Origin of the sequence: Niveispirillum sp. (assembly GCF_017996735.1) — a bacterium.
GTDB lineage: Bacteria > Pseudomonadota > Alphaproteobacteria > Azospirillales > Azospirillaceae > Niveispirillum.
In genome coordinates this window covers 1-17496 of record NZ_JAGOGJ010000132.1, presented here as the reverse complement: position 1 = coordinate 17496, position 17496 = coordinate 1, and the positions used below count along the sequence as shown (strand labels likewise).

The following is a 17496-nucleotide window of genomic DNA, read 5'->3' as shown; positions in this document are numbered from 1 at the left end:
GGGCCGGGCCATTGTTCAACGGCAAACCCTCGCCGGTTCCTCGTCCTCCCGGTTCCAGGCCGGCTCGATCCCGGCAAAAAGATCGCCCAGCGCCACGGCACCGACACCATTGGCGGACCCTTTCAGGGAATGGGAACCATCCTTGGCGGCCTTCAGGTCGCCATTGTTCAACGCCTCCTCCACCGCCGATGCCCGCGCTTCAGCCTGGATCAGGAACTCATCCAGAAGGGCGATGGCCTCGGCATCCAGATGGCCGAACATTTCCTTCAACCGGTTGGCATCAAAGATGGCGGGATCGGTGATGGCCGTCGGCTTTGGTGCCGTTGCCGCCGGGGCGGGGGCAGTGACGGGCGGGGCATGTTTGGCCGATACGCGGCGGCGAAGATCGGCGGTGCCGGGGGCCCAGCGCAGGATGGCCGCTTCCAGTTTGGCCAGTTCGATGGGCTTGGTCAGGTAATCATCCATGCCCGCGTCACGGCATTTCTGCGCCGCGTCGCTGACCGCGTCGGCCGACAGGGCGACGACCGGGACATGGCGGCCATCGGCGGCCGCGTCCTCATCCGCCCGGATGGCGCGGGTCATGTCGTACCCGTCCATTTCCGGCATATGGCAATCGGTGACCACGATGCCGAACCGTCCCGTGCGCCAGGCCTCCAGCCCTTCCAGTCCGTTGCCCGCGATCTCGGCCGCGAAGCCCAGCTTGCGCATCGCCTGGCGGATGACGATCTGGTTGGTGGCATTGTCCTCCACCACCAGCACCAGGGCGCCGTTTGCCACGGCATCGGCCGTTTCCGGCGCCTGCCAGACGGTTTCGCTGCTACCCGTGGTGGCGGTGATGTCCAGCGACGCACGGCCGTCGGTGGCGGCCACCACCTTGACCAGCCGGGCCTGCCGCACCGGTTTCGGGATGGCGGCGAAGATGCCCTTCGACCGCCCCGCCTCCGACAGGGTCGACACCAGGGAGACGGGGGCGATCAGGACGGTGCGCGCCCCGCCGGTCCCCTCCGCCACGCCCAGCCGGCGGGCAATGTCCAACCCCACGGCATCGCCGGGATAGGCATCGATCAGGATGGCGTGGAAAGGCATGCCGTCGGCGGCGGCGCCACGCAGGGCAACCAGGGCGGCGGCCTCGTCCGCCACCTCCACCACGTCTGCCTCCCGCGCGGTCAGGGTACGGGTCAGCGCCGCCCGTTCCGCCGGCAGACCGCCCAGGATGGCAACGCGCAGGCCCCAGAGCGAGGGTTCGTCCCCGCTTTCCTCCTCCGTCGCTCCCTCATCCAGGCGCAGTTCGAACCAGAAGGTGGAGCCGTCGCCCGCAACCGAGGTGACGCCGATCTCCCCGCCCATCAGTTCGACCAGACGCCGGCAGATGGACAGGCCCAGCCCGGTTCCGCCGAACCGCCGGGCGGTGGAGCCGTCGGCCTGGGCAAAGGCTTGGAACAGTTTGCCCTGCTGCTCGGGCGTAAGGCCGATGCCGGTATCCACGATCTCCGCCCGCAGGCCGACCTTGCCGCCATCGGCTTCCGCCAACCGGTTCAACCGGACGGTGACGCCGCCATGCTCGGTGAATTTGATGGCATTCCCGGTCAGGTTCAGCAGGACCTGACGCAGGCGTGTTGGATCGGCCACCAGATGGCGCGGCAGGGCGGGATCGACATCGATGGTCAGGGCCAGACCCTTTTCCTCTGCCCGGCGGGCCAGCAGATCCCCCACCCCTTCCGCCAGGTTCAGCAGGTCGGTATCGATCCATTCGATATCCAGCTTGCCGGCCTCGATCTTCGAAAAATCCAGAATGTCGTTGATGATGGTCAGAAGCGCGCTGCCGCTGTCGCGCACCACCTTCACCATGCCCTGCTGATCCTCGTTCAGGGGCGTGTCGGCCAGCATCTCGGCCATGGCCAGCACCCCGTTCATCGGCGTGCGGATTTCATGGCTCATGGTGGCCAGGAAGGTGGATTTGGCCCGCGTCGCCTGTTCGGCCTCGTCCCGGGCGCGGGCCAGATCCAGGTTGGTGGCGGCCAGGATGTCGGACTGTTTGCGGATGCGGGCATCGGTGCGCCGACGAAACTCCATGCCGCCGATCAGGCCCAGCAGCATCAGGGCCACCAGGATGGGCGGCGTGCTTTCCCGCACCACGGCGCTCAGGTGCCCGGCTCCGTCCTGCGCCATCACCATGCGCCAGGGCGATTTGCGCAGGATATGGCTGGTGAAGGTCCACCCGTCCTTTTCCATCTGCATCGGCCCCTCGCGGCCGATGGTTTCGCGGATGGCGGCCTGAAGCGCCGCATCGGGTGGCTGCCGCCGGCCCTCGCCGTGGGAGATGCCCAGCACTTGTCCGTCCGGTGCCACCAGCGCCAGCGTGCCGAAGGCCGACGGGAAGCCGTCCAGCAGCGAGGAGAGATAGCCGACCGTCATATCCAGCGCCACGACGCCCAGATGCTGGTCGCCGCGATAGACGGGCATGCCGATGGTGGCCATCATGCCCTTGCCGCCATCATCCTCGTACAGCCTGGAAAAGAACAGGTCGCCCGACGGATTGTTGGCCGGCAGCGACGCCTGGAAATATTCCATCTCCAGGTCCTTGTCCGCAAAGGTCAGTTCCTCGGCCGGCACCCAGGGATAGACAAATTCGAATCGGCTGGCGGAGATGTAATAGACCCAGGGAATGTTGGGCAGGCGGCGTTGCGCCTGGGCAAAGGCGGTGTGCAGCGACAGCGCGGCCTCGATCTCCGCCTCGAATTCCGGTCCCCGCCGCGACAGCCCGCCCAGCCCCGTCAGATTGCCGACAAAGTCCCGCTCATAGGGGGATGGGGGACTATCCAGGTTGTAGGAGCCTTCGTCATCCTCGGCCAGGGCCCGGCGCAGGGGGGAGGGCGGGGCACCCGGCACCGCCTTGACCAGCCCTTCCTCCATCTGCGCATGCATCAGTTCCAGGAAGTCCAGCGCGGTGCCGATGGATTGTTCCACCCGGCGCGTCACATCCACGCGCGCCGTCTGCCGCTGCTCCTCCAGCCGCCGGTTGGCCTCGGCCACCTGCAGCCAGAGAAAGGTGATCACCGCGGCGATGGCGGCCACGTAGAACAGAAGATGCCGCACCGGTATCCGCACGATCCACGCCCCGCTCTCTATCTTCGATAGTGAACGGACCACAATTATCGCGGGATTTCAACCAGTGCGTCCTGTCAGCGCCGCCACATCGTCACATGCGGGATGCCGCCATCGTCATAAGGTTCCCCTTCCGCGACGAAGCCGAAACCGGCGTAGAAGTCGGCCAGATGCTGCTGCGCCCCAATCTCGATCGGCTGGCCCGGATAGCTGCGGTCCATGAAATCCAGGCCGGCCTGGATCAACCGGCGGCCAAGCCCGGTGCCGCGCCAACCCGGCCCGACGACAATGCGCCCGATGAATGCCGGACTGTCGCCCTCCGGACCCCTGGCCCGCAGATAGGCGGCAAGACGGCCATCGGTATCACGAACCAGAAGATGCTGGCACACGGGATCCAGCCCATCGAGGTCCGGATAGGGGGATTGCTGTTCGACGATGAACACATCCTGGCGGAAGCGCAGCATGTCATAGAGGGTGGGGGCGTCGAAGCCGTCGAAACCCTGCCAGCCAAAGCTCAGCCGGTCCGTCACCGCCGGTTGCTCAGCAAGACGGCCAGTTTCTCCCGCAGGCCAAGCACCGTTACCGGCTTGGCGATGAAGGCATTGACGCCCAGATCGCGCGCCTTCAGCACCATGTCCTTCTGCGCATGGTTGGTCAGAAAGATCACGGGTGTCCGCCGGCCCAGTTCCTCCTTCTGCCGCAGTTGCTGAAGGAAGGTCAGCCCGTCCATCGGTGCCATCTCAATGTCACAGATCACGATGTCGGGTTTCCGTTCAAGCGCCAGCGTCAGGCCGCCGGTGCCATCATCTGCTTCCCAGATCTGGTTGAACTCCAGTTGCTTCAGGATTCTGGTCACGACGGTCCGGATAAAGGCCTGATCCTCCACGATCAGCGCATTCATCCGGTTGAAGCTGGTAAAGACCGCCATCGTCAGTTTCCCCATTGGCGCGCATGCTGCCGGGTTCTCGCGACCCCGGCCGCCCACAGTTGACTACAGAGCGGCGATGGCGGCAACCACCCGATCAATCATGCCGGGTATTTTTAACGCACTCATACGCGCATTTTCATATTCTCCGGCCTTGATCGCCGTTTCAATCCCGTCCGCCAGGGCGCCAACCGCCGGTGATCCGCCATTTTTGGCGACGCCAGCCAGGGCATGGATGCGGGCGCGGGCGGTCTCCATGTCGTTGCCCGCGAAGGCCGTTTCGGCCTCGGCGGACAGGGATTTCAGGGATGCGGTAAATTCTTCAAGGAAACCCTTCGCTTCCATATCCAATTCGCCGAAAAGATCGATGGTCATGGACGGGTCGAAAATGACGGGGTCGGACGATGCCGCCGGGGGCGATGCCGGGCCGGTCGGTGTGCCCAGCCATTGGCCCAGGCACCGTTCCAAATGGGCCAGATCCAGCGGTTTGGACAGGAAGTCATCCATGCCGGCATTGATGCAGCGTTGATCCTCGCCCGCCATGGCGTTGGCCGTCAGGGCCACGATGGGCAGGCGCGGCAGGCCGCGCGTCTCCTCCTCCGCCCGGATGGCGGCCGTCAGTTCGTACCCGTCCATGACCGGCATGTTGCAATCGGTCAGCAGCATGCCATGGGTGCCGGGACGCCATGCGGCCAGGGCGGCGGCGCCATCGGCATGGATATCGGCAGCAAAGCCCAGGATGGCAAGCTGCCGGCGGATGACCATCTGGTTGACCCGTTGATCCTCGGCCACCAGGATCAGGCGCCCTTGGGCGGCGGCCTCTTCCGGTGTCGGGGCCTGGATGGCGGCGCGCTGCACCGGGTGGGCCGTGGCCTGTCCGGAGACGCGGCCGGCGGCCAGGGCCACGGCGCGCGTCAGGGCCGATCGGCGCAGGGGCCGCGCCACCAGTTGTGTGCTGGCCGGCATATCGGCGGGACGGCGCGAATCAGCCTCGGCGATCAGAACGATGGGCAGGGACGTGTCGGGAACCGGCCAGCTTGCACCGCTGCGTCCCGCGCAAACGATGATGTCCGCCGCCGGGTCATCCGCCGCCACGGTCACCGCCCCGGCCTGCGCCAGATAGGCGGCAACGGTCCGTGACAGTTCCGGTTCGGCGACGTCCAGCGCGATGGTCAGGCCGGTAATGTCGGTTGCCATCGGCGACGGCTCGGCCGCCGTCTCCGCTATCTCAAGGTCCAGGGTGAACCAGAAGGTGGACCCATGGCCCGCCACGCTGTCCAGCCCGATATGACCCTTCATCAATTCCACCAGCCGGCGGCTGATCGACAGGCCCAGGCCAGTGCCGCCGAAACGGCGGCTGGTGGAGATTTCCGCCTGGGTGAAGGGCTGGAACAGCTTGGCCTGCTGGTCCGGCGCGATGCCGATGCCGGTATCGGTGACCGCGATGCGCACGCGCGCCATGCCGGGGGCCGGGGCCGGGTGGCTTTCGACGCTGACGCAGACACCGCCCCGTTCCGTGAATTTGATGGCGTTGCCCGTCAGGTTGAAAAGGATCTGGCGCAGCCGCACCGGATCGCCGACCAGGGACCCGGGAATGGCGGGATCGACATGGATGTCGAAGGCCAGGCCCTTCTTGCGCGCGGCGGGGGCCAGCGTGTCGGCCACGCCTTCGATGATGGTGCCGATATCGACCGGATGCCGGTCGATATCCATGCGCCCGGCCTCGATCTTCGAAAAATCCAGGATGTCATCGATGATTCGCAGCAGGGCACCGGCCGATTCCTGCGCCGTCAGCAGCATGTCGCGCTGATCGCCGTCCAGGGTCGTATGGCCCAGCAGTTCCAGCATGCCCAGCACGCCGTTCATCGGCGTGCGGATTTCGTGGCTCATGGCGGCCAGGAAGCTGGATTTCAGCTTGGACGCGCTTTCGGCCATACGCGCGCTGCGGATATTGTCATAGGAGCGCAGGCCGGTGACGATGGTGATGAACAGCTTTTCCGATGTCAGCTCGGTCTTCGACTTGTAGTCGTTGATGTCATAATTGACGATGACATCGCGCACGGGTGCCTGACCCGGCTGCCCGGTGCGCAGGATCAGGCGGGTGTCGCTGTTGGCAAATTCCTCGCGGATGCGGCGGGCCAGCCGCAGGCCGGCATCGTCGGTCTCCATCACGATGTCCAGCAGGGCGACGGCGATGTCGTCGCGCTCCCGGAAGACGCCATCGGCTTCGATTCCCGACCGCGCCGTCAGCAGTTCCAGCGGCCTGTCCTTGTAGCGCAGCTTGGACAGGACCAGCCGCGTCATGATGTGCACCTCCTCGTCGTCATCGACGACCAGGACGGGCCAGGGCTGCGGGGGTGGTTCGGCCGGGGCAGCGTTCACACCTGCCGCGACACCGGCAGGCGCCTCATCCTCCTCCGGGGCGAACAGGTCATCCGCGTCATCCCCACCCATGAATGCACAACCTTCCTGTCATTTGCGCCGCCCGCACGACATACCCCACAATAACCGCGATGATGCACGATCACGGTGCGTCAATGCGTCCGGGCAGCCATCTCACAAGGTACGGGGATAAGGACAACCTGTCCATTTCTCGCATGGACGCGACAGGGGTCTTGCTCCTGCCGCGCGTTTCGGCTAGGCGTTGCACAACGGAAGTGTGGCCGAGTGGTTTAAGGCAGCGGTCTTGAAAACCGCCGTGGGGCAACTCACCGTGGGTTCGAATCCCACCGCTTCCGCCAATTTCCTGTACGTATCAATCTATGGGTGTCGAGAAAGTCCAAGATTTTGGGACATTTCGGCCTTGGTGGTGCCCATGCGTGCCCACTCTTGACGATTCCGATCCAAACAGGATGGTGGGTAGCGCGGCTACCCGGCGGCCCCGTATGAAAGCGGGCGATGAACATTGTGCCACTTCATTGCGTCCGTAGTACGTTCTGAACCTGCGCAGCAGAAAAGATCCGGTTCCAAGGCAAAGTCTGTTGGACCGCTCTTACCCATACGCAGGGCGACGAATTCGTTGCCGCTTAGCAGCGGGGAGATCTCTTTGATAAGCGGCGCTAACTCTTGGCGGTTTGGGTTGATATGCGGAGGGCGATGGTGGTTGTTAGAATATCTGATCTACATGACCATTCATGGGTAACAATACGACGCGATTTGGCAAAGGGAAGAATTCTAGAATTAGAAAGAATTGCATCCGCCATCCGCAGGAATCCTAACATACCTGCTGATATAAGCGAAAAAGTAGCCTCTATAATAGATGGAGGCCTTAAGCAAAAAAAGGGGAGGCCAAAGTATGACAAGTCAAAATTCATATGGGATATGTGTGCGAAAGATAAATATAAGTGGGAGATTAAGGCATTCAATTACGTAGAAAAATTTAGAGAAGAAGGTCGAAAGGACTTTCTTACGGTTGCTATTGAAAGAGTTCTCTCTGAAATGAAGGCGGAGAATGAAGAGGATTTTGCTAATTACGGAGTTAAAGGGCCGCCGGTGCCGGAGCCTGAGGCCTTCCGTGCGCGGATGAAGGTTTTCAAGGAGAGATACGAGGCATTCGACGAATAGGACTCTCGAGGAAAATAAATCCCGTATTTTAATTCCGTGGAGCTTCGAAATTCTGTGTTTAATTATTCTGGTCATCCGCAGATTTTCGAGGGTGATCGGAAATGACCAGCAATACACAGAGAGATAAGGGCAAAACGGGCAGGAATATTTCCCGACGCCAAGCCATCTTCATGGAGGGGATGGGTGATGAGGTTGGGCGGTCATTGCATCCCTTGACAAAGAAGCCCATTGGGCCACATGTTGGCGCCATGAAGCCTGTCACCGTCATTGAGACTGCGCCCTTCGTCCGCTTAGCCGAAGGGCTGCTATCACCGACAGAACGCGCGGCATTCATCGATTTTATTGCGATGAACCCTGAAGCGGGTGCGGTGATGAGGGATACCGGCGGAGCGCGCAAAGTCCGGTGGGCGCGAGAAGGTGGCGGCAAGAGCGGTGGTGTGCGGACGATCTATTATTACCATGACCCGGATGCACCGCTGCTGTTGCTGACAGTCTATGGCAAGGGTGACAAGGCTAACCTGACAGACCGGGAAAAGAATGCCATCCGGCTGTCGGTGGAGAACATCAAGTCAAAGATCAGGGCAAGTCGCCCTGCATCGGAGAAGAAGGGACGTTGACCATGGCTCGCAACATTGCGGCTGAAATCCTGGAAGGGTTGGAAGATGCCGCTGCTTATCTGGACGGTCGGCCCAATGGTGCCCGTGTCTCGACAGTGAACGTTGCTGATCCCGTTGACGTTCGGGCTGTGCGTAAGTCCGTGGGCATCACCCAGGCTGAATTTTCAGCCCGCTATGGCATTCCCCTGGAAACTCTGCGCAAGTGGGAACGGGGTACACGGTCGCCTGAAATCGCCGCACAGCAGTATCTCCGCGTGATCCAAAAGAACCCGTCACTCATTGCCGAGATGGTGGAATCGGTGTGACGGATGGGCGTTCCCGACATGCTGGACGCGGACGGAATCCGTGAAGCAGAAGGGGCAATATCCGAGAACAAGGACGGTCCTCGTCTATAAACGTGCGCAGGCATCCCCTGATCCAACGCTTTTGAGGGGCAGAATGAGGATTGGATTGCCATAGTGGCCGATAATGCATTGATTTTGCCACAATATTGTCCAATACCGCTTCCACCACCTCCCTTGACCCAATGTTTGGGTGGCGGCAGTCCCGTGGCGTGTCAGCCGAAGCGGACCTTGGTCATTTCCTCCGAAATCTGCCACAGGGCGGCGGCGGCCTTGTTGTCGGTCGCCTGCGGGGGAACCTTCGACAATGCCGGAAATCCCCGTGTTTCGTTCAACCTGTCCGGGCCGTAATAGGCGCCGGGGACCGCGTTGGGGGATGTGGCCGCGTACAGGGTTGGCAGGGCGCCTTGCGGGGCCGGCTGGAACAGGAACCATAAAACCGAGCGCATCAGGCTGACAGGGCTCCGGCGGCCGGGGCCATTATGCAGAAGCTCGGTGCGCGAAATGCCGGGATGTGCCGCGATGCTGGCGACATTCCATTCGTTCTCTTCGCTGCGACGCTGCAATTCGAAGGCAAACATCAGGCAGGCCAGCTTTGACTGGCTGTAGACGCCCATTGGATGGTAGCTGCGCCGCGCATCCAGGTCGTCGAAACGCAGCATGCCGTCACGCGCGGCGATGCTCGACAGGGTGACCACCCGGCTGTCCCGCCCGTTGCGCAGCAGCGGCAGCAAGTGCCCGGTCAGGGCGAAATGGCCCAGATGGTTGGTGCCGAACTGCAACTCGAACCCATCGCGCGTTTCCTGCCGCTTCGGCGGCACCATGACGCCCGCATTGTTGATCAGCAGATCCAGCCCGCGTCGATGATCCCGCAGCCGGCCGCCGAAATCGGCGATGGAGGCAAGGTTGGCCAGATCGACCTGTTCGAACCGGATTATCGCCGATGGCACGGCCTGCCGGATCGTCTTGACCGCCGCCGCCCCCTTGTCCGCATTGCGCCCCGCGATGATGACATCGGCCCCGGCACGCGCCAGCGCCAGTGCCGTCTCATAGCCAAGACCGCCCGTTCCCGTAATGACGGCCGACCGCCCTTGCTGTGAGCGAATGTCTGCCGCTGTCCACCTTGCCATGATACCGCCTTTTCCGAATTTCGCACTTGGTGTAAAATAATATTATTACACTCAGTGTAATTTTCAAGGGGCTGGATTGATGGATATGGAAAAAGAGCCGGCAGCACCCCTCGGCGTGCGGGAGCGCAAGCGTCGTGAAACCTTGCGGCGGATCACGGATGCCGGGATGGGGCTGTTCATCGCGAAGGGATATGAAGAGACGACGCTGGACGAGATCGCGGCCAAAGCCGGCATCTCCCGCCGCACCTTCTTTTATTATTTCAAGTCCAAGGACGACATCCTGCTGTCCCTGCAGAACAGTATGGGGGAGATGATCGTCGAGGCGATACGCGCCGCGCCGCCCGGCCAGCCGCCGCTTCATGCCATCCGTGACGCCGTGCTCAGGATCTGCGCGCCGATTCCGGCGGACGACATGATCATCATCGACCGCCTGATGCGGTCCAGCGAAACGGTGCAGGCGCGAAAGCAGGCCGCCTATATCCAGCATGAGAAGGCGGTATTCGCCGCCCTGCGGGAACGCTGGCCCGAGCCGGCGGATGAAACGAAGCTGAGGCTTATCGCCATGATGGCCATCGGTGCGGTCCGTCTGGCGTCGGATACCCTGAACCGCGAAGGGGGCAGGCGGCCTTATGCCGAATTGCTGCGGGAGGCTTTCGACATGCTGGAGAAGGGGATCTGACGGGTGGTCAGCCGCAGGCTGCTCTACCGTGCGTCATGGAAGATCACCCCCAGCGTGTGCCGTCGGCCGGACCGGACCTGGCTGACGCCATGGCGCATGGCCACGCGATAGGCACCGCGCGCACCCTGCACCGGCCGTTCATTCACCGCAAAGATCACGGCATCGCCCTGGCGCAGGGGCACCACCTCCGCCCGGCTTTGCATGCGCGGGCGCTGTTCGGTCAGGACGAATTCGCCACCCGTGAAATCGCGCCCCGGTTCCGACAGCAGCACGGCCACCTGCAGCGGGAAGACAAGGTCTCCGTAAAGGTCCTGGTGCAGGCAATTATAGTCGCCCGGCCCATATTGCAGCAGCAGGGGCGTGGGCCGGCGCTGTCCGGCGGCGTGGCATTCCGCCAGATAATCGGCATGGGCGGGCGGATAATGGCGGCCCGATCCCAGCCGGCCGGTCCAGCTATTGGCGATGGGGGCCAGACGCGGATACAATGTGGTCCGCAGGTCCTGCACCGGCTCCGGCAGCGGATAGCGGAAGTAACGATACTCCCCGCGCCCGAATCCATGGCGGGCCATCACGACATGGCTGCGGAAATGATCTTCATGCGGGTAGAGACCTGACAGGCTTTCGCACTCCTGTTGTGTCAGCACCCCGTTCAGGACGGCGTTCCCCTGGCTGTCCAGGCATCGGGCAACCATTTCCCAATCATAGTCATCCAGACGCGTCATCATGCGCTCAGCCCTTCCATGGTCGATGGATCACAGGATGGCGCCAAGGCAGGGATTGCGCATTCTGATCCTTGCGGTGGCCCAGAAATCACACGCCGGACATACACAGGTCTGAGCCCGTCTGTCGGCGGCCCCCCAAGGCAACTTGCGAATGTTCTCTAAATGTTCTATATTCGCGGGGCCATGACGGAGGGTAACCATGGACCATGACGATGTGCGGGAACGACCGGTCCCGACGGAAGCGGACTTTGTCGGCAGTCCGTTCCGGCTGCTGCCCAGGGTCGGGGATAAGATGTATCGTCCCGCGCGTCCGGCAACGGATATACCGCAACACCAGCCGCCGGCCGGCCGGTACGCCTGCCCCCGCGAACCCGGTGTGTGGGACTGGGGCTGACCCCGGTCACGCCGCCTTGGGCGCCGATGTCAGCAGGTCCAGGCAGGCCATGCGCACGGCCACGCCCAGTTCCACCTGCTGCAGGATCACGGACCGGTGGATATCGTCTGCCACCAGGCTGTCGATCTCCACGCCCCGGTTCATCGGGCCGGGATGCATGATCAGGGCGCCGGGCTTGGCGACCGCCAGCTTGTCGTAATCCAGGCCGAAGAAGCGGAAATATTCCCGCTGGCTGGGCAGGAACTGGCCCTGCATGCGTTCCAGTTGCAGGCGCAGCATCATCACGATGTCGGCGTCCTTCAACCCCGTGGCCATGGAATGATGCACCTCCACCCCCAACCGGTCGATGGCGCCGGGCAGCAGGGTGGGCGGCGCCACCACGCGGACATTGGCGCCCATGATGTTCAGCAGGTGGATGTTGGACCGGGCCACGCGGCTGTGCAGGATGTCGCCGCAGATAGCCACGGTCAGGCCCTTCAGCGTGCCCAGCCGGCGGCGGATGGTCAGCGCGTCCAGCAGCGCCTGGGTCGGGTGTTCATGCTGCCCGTCGCCGGCATTGATGACGGCGCAGTTCACCTTGCTGGCCAGCAGCTTGGGCGCGCCCGATTCCTGATGCCGGACCACCAGCGCGTCCAGATGCATGGCGTTCAGCGTGAGGGCGGTGTCGATCAGGGTCTCGCCCTTCTTCACCGAACTGCCATCCACGGACATGTTGATGGCATCGGCGCCTAAGCGCCGGGCCGCCAGTTCGAAGCTGGTGCGCGTGCGGGTCGAGTTCTCGAAGAACAGGTTGACGATGGTCTTGCCGGCCAGCCGGTTCGTTACCCGGTTCTCGCCCCGATTCTGCTCCACATAGCGGTCGGCCGTGTCCAGCAGCAGATTGATCTCCGGTGCCGTCAGCCCCTCGATCCCCAGCAGGTGGCGATGGTTGAACGTCGCGGCGCGGGCGTCGATATCATGCGGATGGGCGGCCATGGAGCGGGCTTTCGGCTGACGGCGTGGATCGGCGGGGCGGGACTATGCTGTCCCGCCCCTTGGGCTGCAAGCGTCAGAAAGACCGGTCGGGCATGAGCGCGGCAGGGGTCACCCCACCCCGTTCGCCCGGAACCATTCCAGGCAGCGTTTCCACCCGTCCCTGGCCTCGTCGGGGCGATAGCTGGGCCGGTAATCGGCGTGGAATGCGTGTGGCGCCTCGGGATAGACATGGAAGGTGCTGCGCGAATGCACGGCTTCCAGCGCCTTCTGCATGCGCTCCACATCGGCCATGGGGATGCCGCCATCCTTGCCCCCATACAGACCCAGGACCGGTGCATTCATCTTCTGGACAAGGTTGACCGGCACCATGGGCTGCAGCTCCGTGGGCGCACTGGTCACGCGGCCATACCAGGCCACGCCGGCCTTCAGCTTCGGGTTATGCGCGGCATAGAGCCAGGTGGTGCGTCCGCCCCAGCAGAAACCGGTGATGCCCAGCCGGTCGGCATCGCCGCCATCCTGGGCGGCCCAGGCGACCGTGGCGTCCAGGTCGGCCATGACCTGCACGTCCGGCACCTTGTTCACCAGATCGCGGATCAGGGCGCCCGTGTCGGTGAAGGATGCGGCATTGCCCTGGCGCGCGAACAGTTCCGTCGCGACGGCCAGATAGCCTTCCTTGGCGAAACGGCGGCAGACATCCTTGATATGTTCATGCACGCCGAAGATTTCCTGCACCACCAGCACGATGGGGAAGGGGCCCTTGCCGGCCGGCTTGGCGCGATAGGCGGGCAGGCTGCCGCCCGCCACCGGGATTGACACCTCACCGGCGACCAGCCCATCGGCCGGCGTCGTGATGGTCTGGGCGGAGACCGGCAGCGTGGACAGGGCAAAGCCCCCGGCCAGCGTCGTCATGGCGAACATCCGTCGTGAAAGCGTGGGGTTGATGGGGGACAGCAGGCACCGGGCCTCGGCGTCAACGCGATCCATGGGGTTTCCTCCCGTGTTCGTCCCTTAGGCATGGTCGCCAAGATAGGGCAACCCTTGCCCTATGCAACCCGACAAACGCCATAGCCCAGAATTGATTGCCGCTTGCTCCCGCGTCGGGTTGCGCGCATCTTCTGGTCTGTTGCAATCCGGGACCATATTCATGAGCAAGGACCCGAAAGACGAGTTGCTGCGCCAGATCCGCGCCATCCGTCGCCGCATCGACCCCGATGTCCTGGCCCGCGCCCAGAAGGCGGCGGAAGCGGTGGAGGCCGCCCGGACCCTGCCGCCCGACCACGTTCCCTATGACAAGGCGGCGGCGCGGGACGTGGTGTCGGCCTTTCTGCGGTCGCGCAATGATGGCGGTCGCTTTGCCACGGCCCTGATGGAAAACCTGAAAAAGCCCGAGGTGGCAGCAAAAGCCTACACCGATCCCCGTCCAACCCCGCGTCCCGGTGGAAAACGCGTGTGAGGTTTGAGGGTGGTCAATCGGCCTTTGCGGGCGGTTCCCAAAGTTCGATCTTTAACCCCCAGGGATCGATCAGCCAGCCGAAACGGCCATTCGGGTCGCTGTCGTCCCGGCCCAACGGTTCCACCCCTTCGGCCCGCGCCCGTTCCAGCATCCCGTCCAGATCGTCGACGATGAGGTTCAGCATGACCGGCAGGGGCGATGGATCGAAATAGGTGCTGGTCTGCTTGAACCCGCTGATCAGTGTGAAACCCCGGTCGGGATGGGGAAAGATGGCCCCGAATTCGCTCCAGTCGATACCCAGTACGCGTCTGTACCAGGCCCCCATGGCAACCGGATCGCCCGATTTGACGAACAATCCGCCCAATCCCAATACGGCCGCCATACTCCCCTCCGACGCTGGATGTCCGGGGAAAGGGTCCCACAGTTTCCCGTCGTCAACAATCGGCATCATGCGGGTTTTCGCCGCCCTGCTCCTGCTGTCGCTGATGGCGGCGGCGCCGGTCGGTGCGGCCGAACATTCCCCTGCCATGCTGCGGTTGCTGGTGGCCGACAGCCTGCCGCCGCCCTATCTGACCCGCGCCGGAGAAGGGGTGGAACCGGAAGGGCTGGCCATCGCCATGTGCCGCAAGGTGGCGGCGCGTTTGGGCTATGGCGCGACCGTGCGCGTGGCCCCGCCCAAACGGGTGCCGGAACTGATGCGGGCGGGCGAGGCGGACATGCTCTGCCATGTGGCGCCCGAATGGTATGCCTATCCCGACGATCTCTGGTTCGGGCGCCGGCTGTACAGCGCCGACAATGTGTTCATCGCCAGTAAGGATGCAAAACCGGTCTGCGACGATTGTCCGGTGCCGGCGGAGGTGGCGACCGTCATCGGCTATGAATATGGCGACCGGGTGGGCCAAGCCTTTGCCGGTGGCGCATCCACCCGGCGCGACGTGCGGTCGGAGGAGAATGTCTTCCGCCTGGTCCAGCATGGTCGCATCGACTACGGCATCGTGTCGGAATACACGTTCCATTATTTCGCGGGCGACCGGTCGGATCTGTCCATCAAGGGTTATGCGGCGCGCTATCACATCACGGTGGCCGTGCCACGCAATGGTCCGATCAGCGAGGCGGAATTGATGGCGGCATCGGCGGCCATCCGCCTGCCGGATGATGTGGCCCCGGAATACCGGGCCTTCCTGGGCCTGCCGAAGCAGAAATAATACCCGCGGCATGAAAACATGACCGATGGTCAAGCTTTCGTGCGCCTCAATCGCCGGCGGGCGCATCCGCGCCCTTGGCTACGCGGCAGGGGCCGCGCGGCGGCAGTCGCAGCCGTACCATCGGTCAAGAATTTTGACCGATGGTATAAGCCGTAAAGCAGAAGGGGGCCGGTTGCCCGACCCCCTCGACTTGTTTACACCACGCCCGCCTTGCTGAAGGGCAGGTCGTGCAGCCTCTGGCCGGTGGCGCGGAACACCGCGTTGGCCACCGCCGGGGCCGCCGTGGGCACGCCGGGTTCGCCCACGCCCGTGGGGCGGGCGCTGGACTTCACGATATGCACCTCGACATCGGGCATGTCCGACAGGCGCATCGGCTCGTACCCGTCGAAATTGCTCTGATCGACCAGACCATCGGTCATCGTGATCTGATCGCGCAGCGCGTGGCCGATACCAAAGCCGGTGCCGCCTTCGATCTGGGCCTTGATGACGTTGGGGTTCACGGGCACACCGCAATCCACCGCCACCACGACACGATCCACCTTGATCTTGCCGTCCTTGGACACCGTCACCTCGGCCACATGGGCCACAAAGCTGCTGAAGCTTTCATGCACGGCCACACCGCGCGCCCGCTTCGACCCGTCGGCCGCCGGGGCCAGCGGCTTGGACCAGCCGGCCTTTTCCGCCACCAGTTTCAGCACGCCGGTAAGGCGCGGATGCGCGTCACCCAGCAGTTCCAGGCGGAAAGCCACCCCATCCTTGCCGGCCGCGGCCGCCAGTTCCTCGATGAAGGCTTCCTTGGCATAGGCCGTGTGCGTGTGGCCGACCGATCGCCACCACAGCGTGGTAACCGGCGAGGCCATCTGATGGAAGTCGACAGACAGGTTCGGCACGGCATAGGCCATGTCCGACGCACCCTCCACCGCCGTGGCGTCGACGCCGTCCTTGACCATCACCTGTTCGAACGGGGTACCGGCCATGAAGGACTGGCTGACAATGGCCTGTTCCCACGCCACCAGCTTGCCCGCCTTGTCCAGCCCGCCCTTGACGCGATGGACGACCATGGGTCGGTAGCGTCCCCCCTGGATATCATCCTCACGCGTCCAGACCAGATGTACCGGCACCTTCTTGCCCTTGGCCGCCAGGGCCTTGGCCACCAGCGCCACTTCCGCGATGTAATCAGCATTAAAGGTCGCGCGGCGGCCGAAGCTGCCGCCGGCCCAGAGGGTGTTGATTTTCACCTTGTCGGGTGTGGTGCCCAGGATGCCGGCCACGACCGGCTGTTCAATGCCCTGGAACTGCGAGCCGGCCCAGATCTCCGCCCCGCCATCGGCGGTGATTTCCAGCGTGGCGTTCAGCGGCTCCATCGGCGCATGGGCCAGATAGGGGAAGCTGTATTCCGCCTCGATCACCTTGGCGGCAGTCTTGAAGGCGGCCCCTGTGTCGCCCTTGCGGGCGGCCTTGGCGCCGGGCTTCTTGGCCTGGGCGCGGTATTCGGCCAGCATCTGGTCGGTGCCACGCTTTTCGGCCTTGGTGTCGTCCCACTGGATGGACAGGGCCTCGCGGCCCTTGATGGCCGACCAGGTGTTCTTGGCGACAACGGCCACGCCGACCGGCAGGGTCAGCACATCGATCACGCCGGGAACCGCGCGGGCGGCCTTGTCGTCCACCGACTTCACGGTGCCGCCGAAACGCGGGCTGCGGGCCAGGACCGCCGTCACCTGATTGGGGCGCCGGATGTCCATGGCGAAGATGGCAGTGCCATTGGTCTTCGAGATATGGTCCAGCCGGTGCAGCGTCTCGTTCCCGATCAGGCTGTACTGGCCCGGTTCCTTCAAGGTCACCTTGGCCGGGATCGGCTGCTTGGACGCAGCTTCCGCCAACTGGCCGAAGGTCGCCGACTTGCCCGACGCCTTGTGGCTGACGACACCCTTGGCGACCGTGATCTGGTCGGCCGGCACCTTCCATTCGGCGGCCGCCGCGTTGACCAGCATGATGCGGGCGGCGGCACCGGCCATCCGCAGCTCATCCCAGCTATTGGCGACGGCGGTGGAACCGCCGGTGCCCTGGATGCCGAAGAAATGATTGCCATACAGCTTGCTGTCGGCGGGCGCATGCTCACCGCGCATCTGGGACCAGTCGGCGTCCAGTTCCTCGGCCACGATGGTGGTCAGGCCGGTCATGATGCCCTGGCCCTTGTCCAGATGCTTGACCAGGACGGTTACGGTATTGTCCTTGGCCACCCGCACGAACAGGTTCGGGCGCGGGTCGGCGGGGCCGCAATTCCGGGGGGCGGCAGGCCCGCCGCGGAATGATCCAACCGGGACCCCGGGCCCGTTGATCAGGGCGCGGCGGTGGCCCTTCGGGAAGGTGCGGGGCCGGGGGGGGG

At 64.0% G+C, this 17496-nt stretch carries 16 protein-coding genes and 1 tRNA gene; 7 read left to right on the top strand and 10 right to left on the bottom strand.

Annotated features, from left to right (window positions below; genetic code table 11):
- Positions 1-15 precede the first annotated feature (15 nt).
- From KBA48_RS26935 to KBA48_RS26920, 4 genes are all read right to left on the bottom strand, one after another.
- The gene (locus tag KBA48_RS26935; RefSeq protein WP_292911782.1) at positions 16-3108 is read right to left on the bottom strand and encodes an ATP-binding protein; all 3093 of its coding nucleotides are present in this window, start codon (positions 3106-3108) and stop codon (positions 16-18) included.
- Between the two features lie 74 nt (positions 3109-3182).
- Positions 3183-3635, bottom strand: a complete 453-nt coding sequence (locus tag KBA48_RS26930) for a GNAT family N-acetyltransferase (RefSeq protein WP_292911781.1) — start codon at positions 3633-3635, stop codon at positions 3183-3185.
- Positions 3632-4033, bottom strand: a complete 402-nt coding sequence (locus KBA48_RS26925; RefSeq protein WP_292911780.1) for a response regulator — start codon at positions 4031-4033, stop codon at positions 3632-3634. Before KBA48_RS26925 ends, KBA48_RS26930 begins: the two co-directional genes overlap by 4 nt.
- A 63-nt stretch (positions 4034-4096) precedes the next feature.
- Entirely contained in the window at positions 4097-6484 is a 2388-nt protein-coding gene (locus tag KBA48_RS26920; RefSeq protein ID WP_292911779.1) for an ATP-binding protein, read from the bottom strand.
- Between the two features lie 199 nt (positions 6485-6683).
- Between KBA48_RS26920 and KBA48_RS26915 the strand changes: the two genes are divergently transcribed.
- The 4 genes from KBA48_RS26915 to KBA48_RS26900 all read left to right on the top strand — a co-directional run bounded on the left by KBA48_RS26915 (position 6684) and on the right by KBA48_RS26900 (position 8516).
- Positions 6684-6771 (top strand) — tRNA-Ser (locus KBA48_RS26915).
- A 325-nt stretch (positions 6772-7096) separates the two neighbouring features.
- A complete protein-coding gene (locus KBA48_RS26910; protein WP_292911778.1) occupies positions 7097-7594 on the top strand; it encodes a hypothetical protein in 498 nt (165 codons plus the stop codon).
- 101 nt (positions 7595-7695) lie between these two features.
- Complete coding sequence (locus tag KBA48_RS26905) at positions 7696-8211, top strand: type II toxin-antitoxin system RelE/ParE family toxin (RefSeq protein WP_292911777.1); 516 nt, start codon at positions 7696-7698, stop codon at positions 8209-8211.
- A gap of 2 nt (positions 8212-8213) precedes the next feature.
- Entirely contained in the window at positions 8214-8516 is a 303-nt protein-coding gene (locus tag KBA48_RS26900; RefSeq protein ID WP_292911776.1) for a helix-turn-helix domain-containing protein, read from the top strand.
- A 251-nt stretch (positions 8517-8767) separates the two neighbouring features.
- Here KBA48_RS26900 and KBA48_RS26895 read toward each other — a convergent pair whose 3' ends face one another.
- Complete coding sequence (locus KBA48_RS26895) at positions 8768-9682, bottom strand: SDR family oxidoreductase (RefSeq protein WP_292911775.1); 915 nt, start codon at positions 9680-9682, stop codon at positions 8768-8770.
- Between the two features lie 79 nt (positions 9683-9761).
- Between KBA48_RS26895 and KBA48_RS26890 the strand changes: the two genes are divergently transcribed.
- The gene (locus KBA48_RS26890) at positions 9762-10361 is read left to right on the top strand and encodes a TetR/AcrR family transcriptional regulator (protein WP_292911774.1); all 600 of its coding nucleotides are present in this window, start codon (positions 9762-9764) and stop codon (positions 10359-10361) included.
- Positions 10362-10384: 23 nt separating this feature from the next.
- Here KBA48_RS26890 and KBA48_RS26885 read toward each other — a convergent pair whose 3' ends face one another.
- The 3 genes from KBA48_RS26885 to KBA48_RS26875 all read right to left on the bottom strand — a co-directional run bounded on the left by KBA48_RS26885 (position 10385) and on the right by KBA48_RS26875 (position 13436).
- Positions 10385-11086 (bottom strand): 2OG-Fe(II) oxygenase, encoded by a 702-nt coding sequence (locus KBA48_RS26885; RefSeq protein WP_367273882.1) that lies wholly within the window; start codon positions 11084-11086, stop codon positions 10385-10387.
- A gap of 397 nt (positions 11087-11483) precedes the next feature.
- The gene (locus KBA48_RS26880) at positions 11484-12452 is read right to left on the bottom strand and encodes an aspartate carbamoyltransferase catalytic subunit (RefSeq protein ID WP_292911773.1); all 969 of its coding nucleotides are present in this window, start codon (positions 12450-12452) and stop codon (positions 11484-11486) included.
- Between the two features lie 108 nt (positions 12453-12560).
- Entirely contained in the window at positions 12561-13436 is an 876-nt protein-coding gene (locus KBA48_RS26875; RefSeq protein WP_292911772.1) for a dienelactone hydrolase family protein, read from the bottom strand.
- Between the two features lie 160 nt (positions 13437-13596).
- Here KBA48_RS26875 and KBA48_RS26870 point away from each other — a divergent pair, with 160 nt between their 5' ends.
- Complete coding sequence (locus KBA48_RS26870; protein WP_292911771.1) at positions 13597-13905, top strand: hypothetical protein; 309 nt, start codon at positions 13597-13599, stop codon at positions 13903-13905.
- Between the two features lie 13 nt (positions 13906-13918).
- Here KBA48_RS26870 and KBA48_RS26865 read toward each other — a convergent pair whose 3' ends face one another.
- Positions 13919-14287 (bottom strand): VOC family protein, encoded by a 369-nt coding sequence (locus tag KBA48_RS26865; RefSeq protein WP_292911770.1) that lies wholly within the window; start codon positions 14285-14287, stop codon positions 13919-13921.
- Positions 14288-14354: 67 nt separating this feature from the next.
- On the opposite strand from KBA48_RS26865, the gene KBA48_RS26860 reads away from it, so the two are divergent.
- Positions 14355-15110, top strand: a complete 756-nt coding sequence (locus KBA48_RS26860; RefSeq protein WP_292911769.1) for an ABC transporter substrate-binding protein — start codon at positions 14355-14357, stop codon at positions 15108-15110.
- A 194-nt stretch (positions 15111-15304) separates the two neighbouring features.
- Here the strand turns inward: KBA48_RS26860 and KBA48_RS26855 are convergent.
- Positions 15305-17496 (bottom strand): xanthine dehydrogenase family protein molybdopterin-binding subunit (locus KBA48_RS26855; RefSeq protein ID WP_292911768.1); only part of this gene is annotated, 2192 nt, incomplete at its 5' end.